The organism is Enterobacter sp. HMSC16D10, from assembly GCF_001807145.1.
GTDB classification, from domain to species: domain Bacteria; phylum Pseudomonadota; class Gammaproteobacteria; order Enterobacterales; family Enterobacteriaceae; genus Enterobacter; species Enterobacter roggenkampii.
Genome location: NZ_KV787913.1, coordinates 1 through 11997, shown reverse-complemented (window position 1 = coordinate 11997; position 11997 = coordinate 1). Strand labels below are relative to the sequence as shown.

15 protein-coding genes are annotated in these 11997 nt (G+C 51.3%); 14 read left to right on the top strand and 1 reads right to left on the bottom strand.

The window, feature by feature from the left end:
- The 13 genes from HMPREF3143_RS22165 to HMPREF3143_RS22110 all read left to right on the top strand — a co-directional run.
- On the top strand, positions 1 to 1328 hold a 1328-nt coding region (locus HMPREF3143_RS22165; protein ID WP_000309337.1), incomplete at its 5' end, for a DUF3150 domain-containing protein.
- 84 nt (positions 1329 to 1412) lie between these two features.
- Positions 1413 to 3209 carry a VWA domain-containing protein gene (locus tag HMPREF3143_RS22160; protein WP_000039318.1) on the top strand — a complete coding sequence of 599 codons (1797 nt, stop codon included), beginning with the start codon at positions 1413 to 1415 and terminating at the stop codon, positions 3207 to 3209.
- A 61-nt stretch (positions 3210 to 3270) separates the two neighbouring features.
- The gene (locus HMPREF3143_RS25285; protein WP_001071288.1) at positions 3271 to 3606 is read left to right on the top strand and encodes a hypothetical protein; all 336 of its coding nucleotides are present in this window, start codon (positions 3271 to 3273) and stop codon (positions 3604 to 3606) included.
- Between the two features lie 264 nt (positions 3607 to 3870).
- Positions 3871 to 4410, top strand: coding sequence for a hypothetical protein (locus HMPREF3143_RS22155; protein ID WP_000018872.1), 540 nt, complete (start codon positions 3871 to 3873; stop codon positions 4408 to 4410).
- Positions 4411 to 4500: 90 nt separating this feature from the next.
- Positions 4501 to 5001 (top strand): hypothetical protein, encoded by a 501-nt coding sequence (locus HMPREF3143_RS22150; RefSeq protein WP_000793769.1) that lies wholly within the window; start codon positions 4501 to 4503, stop codon positions 4999 to 5001.
- Between the two features lie 73 nt (positions 5002 to 5074).
- Positions 5075 to 5872 (top strand): DNA adenine modification methylase, encoded by a 798-nt coding sequence (locus HMPREF3143_RS22145; RefSeq protein ID WP_227524051.1) that lies wholly within the window; start codon positions 5075 to 5077, stop codon positions 5870 to 5872.
- A gap of 66 nt (positions 5873 to 5938) precedes the next feature.
- Positions 5939 to 6961 (top strand): IS21-like element IS100 family transposase, encoded by a 1023-nt coding sequence (gene istA, locus HMPREF3143_RS22140; RefSeq protein ID WP_000255956.1) that lies wholly within the window; start codon positions 5939 to 5941, stop codon positions 6959 to 6961.
- A complete protein-coding gene (gene istB, locus HMPREF3143_RS22135; RefSeq protein ID WP_001317493.1) occupies positions 6958 to 7740 on the top strand; it encodes an IS21-like element IS100kyp family helper ATPase IstB in 783 nt (260 codons plus the stop codon). The genes istA and istB overlap by 4 nt, the downstream gene beginning before the upstream one ends.
- Before the next feature lie 243 nt (positions 7741 to 7983).
- The gene (gene yfaE / locus HMPREF3143_RS22130) at positions 7984 to 8208 is read left to right on the top strand and encodes a class I ribonucleotide reductase maintenance protein YfaE (protein WP_001102700.1); all 225 of its coding nucleotides are present in this window, start codon (positions 7984 to 7986) and stop codon (positions 8206 to 8208) included.
- Positions 8209 to 8269: 61 nt separating this feature from the next.
- Positions 8270 to 8659 carry a hypothetical protein gene (locus HMPREF3143_RS22125; protein ID WP_000026577.1) on the top strand — a complete coding sequence of 130 codons (390 nt, stop codon included), beginning with the start codon at positions 8270 to 8272 and terminating at the stop codon, positions 8657 to 8659.
- The gene (locus HMPREF3143_RS25280; protein ID WP_001176699.1) at positions 8649 to 9101 is read left to right on the top strand and encodes a hypothetical protein; all 453 of its coding nucleotides are present in this window, start codon (positions 8649 to 8651) and stop codon (positions 9099 to 9101) included. The genes HMPREF3143_RS22125 and HMPREF3143_RS25280 overlap by 11 nt, the downstream gene beginning before the upstream one ends.
- A 337-nt stretch (positions 9102 to 9438) precedes the next feature.
- Positions 9439 to 9630, top strand: a complete 192-nt coding sequence (locus HMPREF3143_RS22115) for a hypothetical protein (RefSeq protein ID WP_000651508.1) — start codon at positions 9439 to 9441, stop codon at positions 9628 to 9630.
- A gap of 68 nt (positions 9631 to 9698) precedes the next feature.
- Entirely contained in the window at positions 9699 to 10052 is a 354-nt protein-coding gene (locus HMPREF3143_RS22110; protein WP_000994741.1) for a hypothetical protein, read from the top strand.
- Between the two features lie 174 nt (positions 10053 to 10226).
- Here the strand turns inward: HMPREF3143_RS22110 and HMPREF3143_RS22105 are convergent, their stop codons facing one another.
- Positions 10227 to 11339 carry an IS4-like element IS421 family transposase gene (locus HMPREF3143_RS22105; RefSeq protein WP_001300563.1) on the bottom strand — a complete coding sequence of 371 codons (1113 nt, stop codon included), beginning with the start codon at positions 11337 to 11339 and terminating at the stop codon, positions 10227 to 10229.
- A 254-nt stretch (positions 11340 to 11593) separates the two neighbouring features.
- Between HMPREF3143_RS22105 and HMPREF3143_RS22100 the strand changes: the two genes are divergently transcribed.
- Positions 11594 to 11938, top strand: a complete 345-nt coding sequence (locus HMPREF3143_RS22100) for a hypothetical protein (RefSeq protein WP_000209093.1) — start codon at positions 11594 to 11596, stop codon at positions 11936 to 11938.
- Positions 11939 to 11997 lie beyond the last annotated feature (59 nt).

Sequence of the window (11997 nt, the reverse complement as noted above, 5' to 3'; positions counted from 1 at the left end):
CATCCGCCCGGTTCGGGACGTGGTGCGCCCCCAACTTTTTGGAGTGCATCATGACTAAAGTGAACCATCTACAAAGCCTCTGTGTTATCCACGTAGACTTTGACATCTGGAGTGGACAAACCCGTTTGTCTGCATCTGATCTCAAGCTGGGCGAGGGTGGTGAAATTCCACCTGAGAAAGTAGCTCAACTGGGAAGTAAGAAGATCTGTGATCCGGCTAAGCTGAAAGGCTTTCATCGCCTGAAAACAGAAACTCGTCGCCTCCTGCTGAAATTCGGTATGCCGTTCATGAACGGATTTGCCGTACCCGTCAGCAAGACCGATGAAATCTGTAACAAGCTGAATGACATAAACTTTCAGTTTAACCAACTGAAACAGGATTTCATCAAAGGTTACAACAAAGCCGTGGATGAATGGTGTCAGGAGAACCCTGAGTATGAACGAGCTATCCGTGCCGGAGCCCTTCCAAAGGAAACGGTCGAGGAGCGGATTGGCTTTGAGTACCAGGTGTTCATGATCCAGCCTGTGAACGAAGATGAGGCCAACGCCAAACGCCTTAACCGCAAGGTTGAGCGCTTGGGTGACGATCTCATCTCCGAAGTGGTTCAGGAAGCGAATAAGTTCTATATGGAACGTTTGGCCGGTCGAGACCAATGTGCGGTCACTACTCGGCAGACACTCCGTAACATCCGCGACAAGGTGGATGGGCTTAGCTTCCTGAACAGCGCTTTTAACCCTCTGGTCAAGCTGCTCGACCAAACCCTCCGGGGATACGAGCAACATGCCGATGGCCGAAACATCGTTGCGCCTTTCTTTTATCAGGTCGTGGCCGCAGTGCTGATCATGAGCGAGAGGGACCGCATCGAGCAGTATGCCAATGGCTCGATTACTGTAGAGGGCATGGCTAATGACATTGGCGGTTCGGGAGCCCAGATGGGGGACCGTTCTAAAGATGAAAAGGCCGAACAGAAAAGCGATAAAGCCGGTGAGCTTATCCCTGCAACAGAGGGTGGCGAAACCAAGCAGCAACAGGTAGGTGGTACTGAATCTGTTCAATCAGAACAGACTAACAGCGGTGGTAACGCTGTTGACCTGGATGAAGACATCGACAACTTCTTCAAGAGTTTTGCAGAACGAGGCGAGGGTGAATCGGAAGATGAATCCAATGCCGGTGATGTGGTTCGAGAAGAGCGCGTTGATGTTGAGGATGAGCCGGTTTTGCCTGAGGAAACTCCGGTAGAGCAAGAGCCTGTCCAAGAGGAGCCGACAGAGGAGCCTCTCAACCAGGAGCTGCCTAAAACTGACGACGATGGCGACTATTTCTTCTAATAGTCACTTCAACTAAACCGACCCGGAGGGGATAGCCATTCCCTCCAGGGGTGGACTATCTCCTTCCCTACCAGGAGAAAAGATATGTCCAAAAAACGCACCATTTACAGCGCTCTACCAATCGTGGCCGCAGCCTATGGTGAAAAACTCGGTGTCAAAGTCGCCATCGGTAACGATGACGCATACACCGATGGTAAGACCATCGTGGTTCCGAATATCCCCGACGACTATCCTCACATGGATGCTGTCTGGGGGTATTTGGCCCATGAAGCAGCCCATGTCCGGTTTACGGACTTTGGTGTTGAGCGCCGCAGAGGTCTTCATGCTGAGTTGTCCAACGTTTTGGAGGACTGCCGCATAGAACGGGCCATGATGGAACTCTTCCCCGGTACGTCGCAGACCCTGAATGAGGTTGCTCGCTATATGGCTCAAGCTGGTCATTACGAGCACGTCACAGACAAAGAGGCCCCTGCCTCCATTCTGACAGGGTTTTGTTTGTACTGGTTGCAAACCAAGGCTGTAGGGCAATCCGTCCTTCAACCCTATCTCGATTCGGCTACCCCCGTATTCGAGCGCGTGTTCCCTCAGGGTGTTGTTGTTCGGCTGAACGCTTTACTGCGTAAGGCTGTGAACACTAAGTCAACCGCAGAGGTGACATCCTTGGCCGACCAAATCATCAAGATGATCGAGGAGGAAAAGGAGAAAGAAGAGCAAAAGCCCCTGAATGGTCAGGATGGTAACAACCAGCAGAATGCTGGTGGCAACCAACCTCAGAACAGTCAGGGCGGAAGTGGTAACGATCAAAACCAAGGGCCTGATGCCAATGGTGGTGATCAGCAAGGTAAAGACCAGAAGCAAGACGATGCTAACGGGAAATCTGATCCGAAAGGACAGGGCGACCAAGGCAAGTCGGATACTGATGGTGGCAGCAAGGCAGGACAAAGCCAGGCTGGTGGCAATTCTGACGCGGCGAAACAAGACGCGGCCAAAATGCTCCAGCAGGTTCTGAATGCCGGTGCCGGTGATTTGCGTGGTGACGCGCATGATGCACTTAAAGCCGAGCTCAACCGGGTGGCTCAAGATAAGGGGGACAGTAGCTATATGACTGTTCGCTCTGCTGTGAACACCCAGGACAACCCTGCTGTTGGCAAAAGCCTGGTAGGGGATGTGAAGAGCACCACTTCAAAGATAAGAACGCAGCTCTACGGATTGGTCCAGGCCAGCCAGCGAGTTGCTCACCGTAACCAACGATCAGGGAAGCGTGTGGATGCTCGGAAACTACATCGTGTAGTGACGGGTGATACCCGCGTATTCCTCAAGCCGGAAGCCAAGAAACGCCCTAATACGGCGGTTCACATCCTGGTTGATATGAGCTCCTCGATGGCCTACAAGGCCGCCAATGGAAAGGAGCGTCAAGACATTGCGCGGGAAGCGTCCTTGGCTATTTCGATGGCTCTGGAAGCAATACCCGGCGTAAACCCGGCAGTCACCTTTTTTGGTGGCAACCGGAACCAGCCAGTGTTCAGTGTCGTGAAGCATGGAGATACGGTTCAGAATCGGGCCGGTCGGTTTGGGTTCAAAGCAACTGGCGGTACGCCTATGGCGGAAGCTATGTGGTATGCAGCTTTTGAACTCACCAAGACCCGTGAAGAGCGAAAAATGTTGATCGTAGTGACTGACGGGCAGCCTCAAAGCGCCCCGGCATGTCGCTCAGTGATTGACCTCTGTGAACGAAGCGATGTTGAGGTGATCGGCATAGGGGTAGAGACTACCGCAGTGTCAGGACTGTTCCAAAAGAACATTGTCATTGATGATGCGGCAGCTCTGCAACGCACACTGTTTAAGTTGATGGAGCGGTCATTGACTGCTTTTGCAGCTTAACAGGAAGTGAAACGACAAACGGCTATCCCTTCGGGGGTGGCCGTTTTTATTTGGAGAGTCTATGAACCAATTCCATTCATCTTTGGATTTGTATCATCGGAACAAAGGTAGAAGGGCTACAGTGCCGGAGACGCCTTTTTTACTGCTTGCTAAGCGCATTCCTCCGATGTACTGGAGACTGTTCCAGGGTGTTACTTTGGATAGTCGTATGGGATACACAGGCAGGCGGCAGTTCCACAGTCTTGGGCAAGCAATCGACTGGGCAAAGTCATCAGTTGGCGATTCCTGGTCAAATAAGCGCTTTCACAAGCCGGTAGGCCTCGATGTATTGCTGGCCTGTACTGCGAGTAAGGTGCCTGAACATCTGGTCGAAGAACTGAAAAGACGGGGCAGTTGATGCGTCTTTGAGCTTTGCACCCGAAAAGGGCAGTTTGAGCGTTCCTGTTCACACAGCTCTCGTGGAACAATCAAAGTGAGGAGGGAATACCCTCCCACTTTCTCAGAGGCCTTCATTGAGGGTTGCTGAGAAAGTGAATTTTGTCCTCTCTGAGGGCGAAACGTGCGATAGCTGGTCGCCAAAAACAAACAGCATTCAACCTCAGCCTAAGGGCGCACTGCGCCTGACAGGCTCTGTGTGCCCAAGTTACTTTAAGGAGCACACATGTCTCATCTGAACAATCTCAAATCCGTAATGATCTCTCTCGCCGCCGAACATAAGCTGCCTGAAATCTACCAGGATGACATCACTACCGATGTGGAGTCTCTGGATCGATTCGATGGTTTACGTCTGGTCTGGCTGTTGCGGTCTTGCGGCAGCGTATTGGTGCCAGCGGAAGTTGGCGTTAATCCGATCTATATCACCCATTGGTTGTGGTCTAACCACGGTCAACAGGTGGTTCCATTCTCTGTGGATACCCGCACGGGGTTGATTGAAAAAATCGACTTCGAGCAAGCTGAAAAGCTGATCATGCAGATGCCTTGCAACCTCTCTTCATTGCAGAACAAGGAATACTTGGTTGACCAGGTAAACCGAGTGTTGCAACGAGGTTGTGAAATGCGTATCTGGGGTATCTTCGAGTCTCCAAGCTCGGTGGAATCCGTTGGTGGTTGGAAAGAGTGGCAGAGCTATTTCAGCTCTACTGGGAATCGACTGATGGCCGATTTCGTTGGTAAAGCCATTCGATTCACCAACCCTCGATAAATCGCCGTTCAACCATTAACCCTAATTAACCCTATGGGGCTCCGATAGCCCTGAGGGGACGGGGCTCCGCAATCGCAATAAGGAGTCCCTATGAAAAACCTATCAGCTTTGGAAGCAGTTCTTGACTACGACAAACCTTCTCGACGTTTTCTTGATGAGCTCAACGAAAACCAGATGAAGGATTTGTCCGGGGAAATCTTCGCCAAGCTCTACTGGAGCAAGCGTAATCCCCAGTGGTACGAGAAAGACACCAATCGGCTGTTTGCACGACTTCGTTGGGTTCAGCGCATCATCAAGAAGCGCTTGAAAACCGGCAAGGTTAAACCTGAACTGACAGAAAATGGTTCAGTGATGGAGCGCTTCAACTTCCCTTATGGTGACACTCTCGATTTCTTCCATCGGTACTTGCGACATCCCAAATGGGAGGTTGTGTATCAAGAATCGGGGTGCAGTGCCTTTTGGAAAAATGAAGCAACGCTTGAGCTATGCACCTACTGCGAAGGTGATGTGGTCATGATGAAGGCTCCTGATGAAGCAACCTTCTTTCGTGATTGCAATCGCCTTAGCTGGTGGTATGCAGATAACGCTTGATCTTAATCCCTAACCAGGGGCGAACCGGCCCCTGATGGGAGCATGGTGCGCCCCATCTATGATGGAGGACGCCATGTTCAAATCATCAGTATGCTCCTACGAAAACAGGGGGCCTTACGGAAACAACAAGTACCGAGGCAACTGCTCGGGCTTTATCGTTAAAGACTTCATTGAGTCTTACATGAGAAAGCCGAACGGGCTGGTGGCAGACCCAAGTGTTGGGGGTGGCTCTAGCATCGACGTTGCCAATGAACTTGGTGTCCGTTTCAAAGGGACAGACTTGCATCAGGGGTTCAACCTGTTGCGGGATGACTTCCTTTCGTTCCTCGGAGAGCCTGCACACCTGATCTGGTGGCACCCTCCTTACTGGGACATGATCCAGTATTCAGGTAAGCAGTGGGGCGAGCCCAACAAATGGGATATGAGCCGCATGAATTTGCCTGAGTTCGTTGAAGCCCTTGAGCTGGCCGTTATGAATATTCATGACGCCTGTGAGCGAGGAGGGCATTACGGAATCCTCATGGGAAACCTGAGGCGCGATGGGGATTATTTCAACCTGTCCAGCCTTGTGGAACGTATCGCACCTGGGAAGCTGGTGGATGAGATCATCAAAACACAGCACAACTGTGTGAGTGACCGAACTCAGTATTCCGGGAAGCTGGTGCGTATCGCCCATGAAAAGCTGTTGGTGTTTCGTCGTAACGACGTTGCCTCATCGCTCTGTCTTCTTGCTGCCGTACACCGTCGAGCAACCAATATGGTTTCGACTACGTGGAAAGCTGCAATACGCCGAACCCTACAGGGGAAAACGTTGAAGCTGGAGCAGATTTACAAAGAGATTGAACCCTACGTGTCACGAACGGTGCAATAGTGATCCACACCCAACGCCTGAAATCAGATCCAGGGGGTAATCTGCTCTCCTGATTCAGGAGAGCTTATGGTCACTTTTGAGACAGTTATGGAAATTAAAATCCTGCACAAGCAGGGAATGAGTAGCCGGGCGATTGCCAGAGAACTGGGGATCTCCCGCAATACCGTTAAACGTTATTTGCAGGCAAAATCTGAGCCGCCAAAATATACGCCGCGACCTGCTGTTGCTTCACTCCTGGATGAATACCGGGATTATATTCGTCAACGCATCGCCGATGCTCATCCTTACAAAATCCCGGCAACGGTAATCGCTCGCGAGATCAGAGACCAGGGATATCGTGGCGGAATGACCATTCTCAGGGGATTCATTCGTTCTCTCTCGGTTCCTCAGGAGCAGGAGCCTGCCGTTCGGTTCGAAACTGAACCCGGACGACAGATGCAGGTTGACTGGGGCACTATGCGTAATGGCCGCTCACCGCTTCACGTGTTCGTTGCTGTTCTCGGATACAGCCGAATGTTGTACATCGAATTCACTGACAATATGCGTTATGACACGCTGGAAACCTGCCATCGTAATGCGTTCCGCTTCTTTGGTGGTGTGCCGCGCGAAGTGTTGTATGACAATATGAAAACTGTGGTTCTGCAACGTGACGCATATCAGACAGGTCAGCACCGGTTCCATCCTTCGCTGTGGCAGTTCGGCAAGGAGATGGGCTTCTCTCCCCGACTGTGTCGCCCCTTCAGGGCACAGACTAAAGGTAAGGTGGAACGGATGGTGCAGTACACCCGTAACAGTTTTTACATCCCACTAATGACTCGCCTGCGCCCGATGGGGATCACTGTCGATGTTGAAACAGCCAACCGCCACGGTCTGCGCTGGCTGCACGATGTCGCTAACCAACGAAAGCATGAAACAATCCAGGCCCGTCCCTGCGATCGCTGGCTCGAAGAGCAGCAGTCCATGCTGGCACTGCCTCCGGAGAAAAAAGAGTATGACGTGCATCCTGGTGAAAATCTGGTGAACTTCGACAAACACCCCCTGCATCATCCACTCTCCATCTACGACTCATTCTGCAGAGGAGTGGCGTGATGATGGAACTGCAACATCAACGACTGATGGCGCTCGCCGGGCAGTTGCAACTGGAAAGCCTTATAAGCGCAGCGCCTGCGCTGTCACAACAGGCAGTAGACCAGGAATGGAGTTATATGGACTTCCTGGAGCATCTGCTTCATGAAGAAAAACTGGCACGTCATCAACGTAAACAGGCGATGTATACCCGAATGGCAGCCTTCCCGGCGGTGAAAACGTTCGAAGAGTATGACTTCACATTCGCCACCGGAGCACCGCAGAAGCAACTCCAGTCGTTACGCTCACTCAGCTTCATAGAACGTAATGAAAATATCGTATTACTGGGGCCATCAGGTGTGGGGAAAACCCATCTGGCAATAGCGATGGGCTATGAAGCCGTCCGTGCAGGTATCAAAGTTCGCTTCACAACAGCAGCAGATCTGTTACTTCAGTTATCTACGGCACAACGTCAGGGCCGTTATAAAACGACGCTTCAGCGTGGAGTAATGGCCCCCCGCCTGCTCATCATTGATGAAATAGGCTATCTGCCGTTCAGTCAGGAAGAAGCAAAACTGTTCTTCCAGGTCATTGCTAAACGTTACGAAAAGAGCGCAATGATCCTGACATCCAATCTGCCGTTCGGGCAGTGGGATCAAACGTTCGCCGGTGATGCAGCACTGACCTCAGCGATGCTGGACCGTATCTTACACCACTCACATGTCGTTCAAATCAAAGGAGAAAGCTATCGGCTCAGACAGAAACGAAAAGCCGGGGTTATAGCAGAAGCTAATCCTGAGTAAAACGGTGGATCAATATTGGGCCGTTGGTGGAGATATAAGTGGATCACTTTTCATCCGTCGTTGACACTACGCAAAGCATCGAGAGAACAACCACTGGCAAGCAAAGGTCAGGCAAGTTCTTCAAGATGCCAGGTTCTTTATTCGCATCGAGGTAGGTGTCTATGCACTTGCTGAGTAGCCCAACCGGGGCGTGACATCCCGGAGGGGATTGGTCGCGCTCATCAACAACAAAGGAGCGTGACCATGAACGTACAACTTCAAGCCAGCAACAATGTGCTGTTGGCGCAAATCGAAAGCAAAGGCCTCACTGTTGAAACGCATTGTCGCAGTGGCTTTTGTGGCATGTGCCGGGTTCGTCTACTCGAAGGTCAAGTGGCCTATGACGAGACGCCCATCGCATTTGTCAAAGAAGGGGAAGTGTTGGTTTGCTGCGCTAAAGCAAAAACCGATGTGACCTTGGAAATTTAACCCATCCGGAGGAGCCTTTCCTGCGGGTGGGGCTCCTCTATCCATTACGAGGAGAAACACTATGTCTATCAATACCAAAGTTGAACAAATCGCATACGGTCATGCTACCGCTCTAGTGCTCAGTGAACTGGGCCAACAAGAGAATTGGTGCAAGGCTTATGAGTATTTGTCTGAGTGTGTCGAACGGGGAGACGAGCCTGAGGATCTGGTCGTTTGGCAACCGTTTGAGCACTGGGAATGGAAAGACATTCTGGAGCAAATCGAGAGCGAAGCCGAGTCTCTGCTTTCGACTATTAAGTCCGTTTTAGGCTTGGCCCACAAAGGCATCATTCAGTCAGCAATTGACTGCTCTCTGGATTCGGACATGACCCAGCTTGACCTGATTGGAATGGTCGAGCTCGGAAGTGAAATCGAAGATGGGGAGTGTGCTGGAGGTGGCTATGCAGCTTAACCGATACACGGCCAGGGAGTCTGACAAAAGTCGGATACTTCGGACCATCGGCTGGTGCAAGCGCAATCACCTTACACTTGCCGGTCTTCCATACGAGGACAATCTTGCAGGAAGTGACGGGATCAGCATAGAGATCATCACTCCTCCTGGTATGTCGCGGGAAATGTTGGAGCAAGCCGTCAGAGAGGGGTATTCAGAGCGAGATGTCGTAAGGCATCGCATTCTGGAGTGCCCTGTCGGTTGGTTCATGGAAGCTGATGGCAAGGCATTTGATCATGAAGTGTTCCACGATTACGTGGTGGCTCATGGTTATGGCGAACCTTCCAGCGAAGCCTATGAGCTGGCGGAGCGGTGGTTCTGGCAGGGCAACGATTATGCGTTGATAGCTGCGGAAATAGTTGCTCGTGATCTTTGTGTTCGTGATGACGAAGATGAGGACTGATCCTATGGATGCTGTAGCGCATATAGCAGCAGATAACCTTGTACCGGCATGTGGAGGTGCAGAGAAGCCGTTTACCGTTAGTGGTAGACAGTGGCTTTACTGCTATCACCCAGCCAGTGGGAGGCACTGCTACTTAGACCTCGATAATGACCGTCCAGTCTGGCATCGAGGATTTCATCCTGCTTTTCATCCTGAGCTTGAGTTCGCTGATGAAGCTGAGTTGCTTCGACCAGTTGAGCGAAAGCCTGACCATGAAGAGCTGGAGGATTTTTACTTTTAACCCACGGGGCCGCTCTTCCTGATGGGAGACGGTCCTCCATTCTCAAAGGAGAAGACCATGAAAGATCACAGTCAAACGATTGTGTTCCCTGGGAACAATGTTGAATCACTTGCTGAGGCTAACGCCATGTTGAGCGCTGTGTCGGAAGATGCACGTAAAGCCAGCAATACGGAAGACAAACGTGACCTTGAATCGCTTCAAGGCTGGCTGGAAGAGAACATCAATTCTCAACTGGCAGGCGTGAAGTAACTATGACTGTAACCCCACTGGGGGCTTCATGCCCCTGTGGGGGCATGGTGCCCGTAAAAGGAGTCACCATGAATGCAGTGAAGATGATCCAGAAGGAAAACCAGCTTGAGCTGCCGCTTTTCTTCCTGGATGAAGAGCCGAAGACCGCAGAAGTCATTCCATTTGAGCCAAAGCCTGAATGGACTGATGATGAGGTAAGGCAGTTACGTGATGGGCTTTTATGGCATAGCCTTAGAGTCCTTGCTGATGGTCGAGCTGGAAGTGAAATCAAGCAGGAAACGATGGCTTGGGTGATGTCCGATGAGGTACATCCATTCTCATTTGTGGTCTGCTGCGATGAAGCAGGTTACGATCCATCTGGAGTAAGGGAAGGCGTGAAGTCTATCCTAAACCGCTTAGCGCGGGTTAAAGCGGGGGGTTAACCCCATAAGCGCTAACTTAAGGGTTGAACCATCTGAAGAATGCGACGCCTCGGTGCCTCGTTAAGACGATGCCTCGCGTTCTTCAATTGCGTTTTGTAGGCTGTCAGGGATACTGTCCCACGAATGGCCACCTGTAAGCTCCAGATGACCATTTTTGTTATTCTCCACAACGAGTTAGTTCTTCTTTTCGGATCCGGCACTTCTGGGGGGGAAATCCAGCGATGGCTGGATTATGTCGTCAATTAAAAATGCGGCGAGTAGATTAGCAAATATCCACGCTTTCGCGAGTTCAGGTTCCTTTGCACGCAAAGCATCCAGGTGCAGCAAACTTTTGAGCCGCTTAAAAGCCAGTTCAATTTGCCATCGCAGACGGTAACAATCAGCCACTTGCTCTGCTGAATATTCATCTTCCGGTAATGATGTTAGCAATAGCACATGGCCCGCTGCTTCCAGCGTTTCCGCCTGAACTACTCGTCCTTTTCGACGATTCTCGCTGAGCAGTCGGGTTTTACTGATTAATGCTTTTTCGGGAGGAAGTGATACGGCAATGAGACGTGCCGGAAAGGGAGCTCCGGCTTTTTTATTACCTGAATTGCCTATCATTACAGTGGTTTCACCGTTCTTACCGCAATCCAGCCCGCGCAGAAAACCCATCATGTCAAAGCGCATTCCTTCTGCAGTTAACCAGCGCAATCCTCGCCAGTGAACCCGGACGATATAATCAGCTTCTCCAAAAGCAAGTGAGCGGATACATTCGGGACGCGAACCGAATCCCCGGTCAGCAATGCGTATCTCGTCTGCCGTTTGCGCAAATCGGTCCAGCCGTTCAGCGTCTCTGCTGTCGGTTAGCTCAAAATCAGTGAACTGACAGGTATGAGGATCATATCCCATATGTAGTCGCCATTCAGCGCTGCCGCCCCCGGGCGCACTGATTGCTGTTCCATCGACAAGACGCAATCTCTTTCCGCTTGTACAACCCGTAACTGCGGCGCGTACAGCAAGTGTTTGTGCGGCAAGTATGCCAAACCAGTCGGCGGCATTCCGCAGCCGCTTCAGGAGAGCCACGTCAGATAATGTTGCAACGTCATGGAGCTGAGCCCATGCAGTGACTTCACGTAATGACATCCCCCCGGGGCCGTAAGCCAGCCCCAGACGTAGCAGAGTTGCAGCATCACGAATTTCGCGGCGGCGGGTTAGAGCCCCGGCATTACGTGCCGAAGTATCCAGTTCTTCGGGCTTACCAATATGGGCCAGAATTGCTGACCAGTTATCGTGAGAGTAATTCATCGGCACGTTAAATCATATCAGGCGTAATACCACAACCCTTAAGTTAGCGCTTATGGGGGTTAACCCCCTGCTTTCCCAGTGGCATCGACTTTCACATGTGAAAGTTTGTGCCCCTCGGAAAGCAAGATTTTGCTCTCTGTCGAGAGTGAATAGTGAGGTAGCTGGCCTCCCCAAACAAACAGCATTCTACATAACCCTTGGGGGATCACTGCCCCTCGGGCTGGTGGTTCCCTGACAAACATGGAGCCACAACTATGACTACTCTTGCCAGCTTTGCGAATCCGATTTCTGTTATTCAACGCTCACCAACCAGTGGGGTGTTTGGCACAAATCAGTTCGTAGGAGACAAAGAGGGATTTGTACAAAAGGTGCTCGGAAAGTGGTACTGCAATCCAGGGAATACCATTCCCGTTGAGAGCATGTCCCACCTTGAGCAGGCGGAGAAACTGTATGACTTCTATGTCAAGTATCTCCAAGTGAAAGAAAAGATCTCTGTGAACCTTGGCCGGGTGCTGCATAAGCTGTACAGCACTGGTTCTATCAAGGAAGCAGAGATCGTGCTTGAAGCAATAAAGGCTCAGGCTGGCGTAACAGCTTGAGCAATCTACTAACCCTAAACCGGGTGCATCCGCCCGGTTCGGGACGTGGTGCGCCCCCA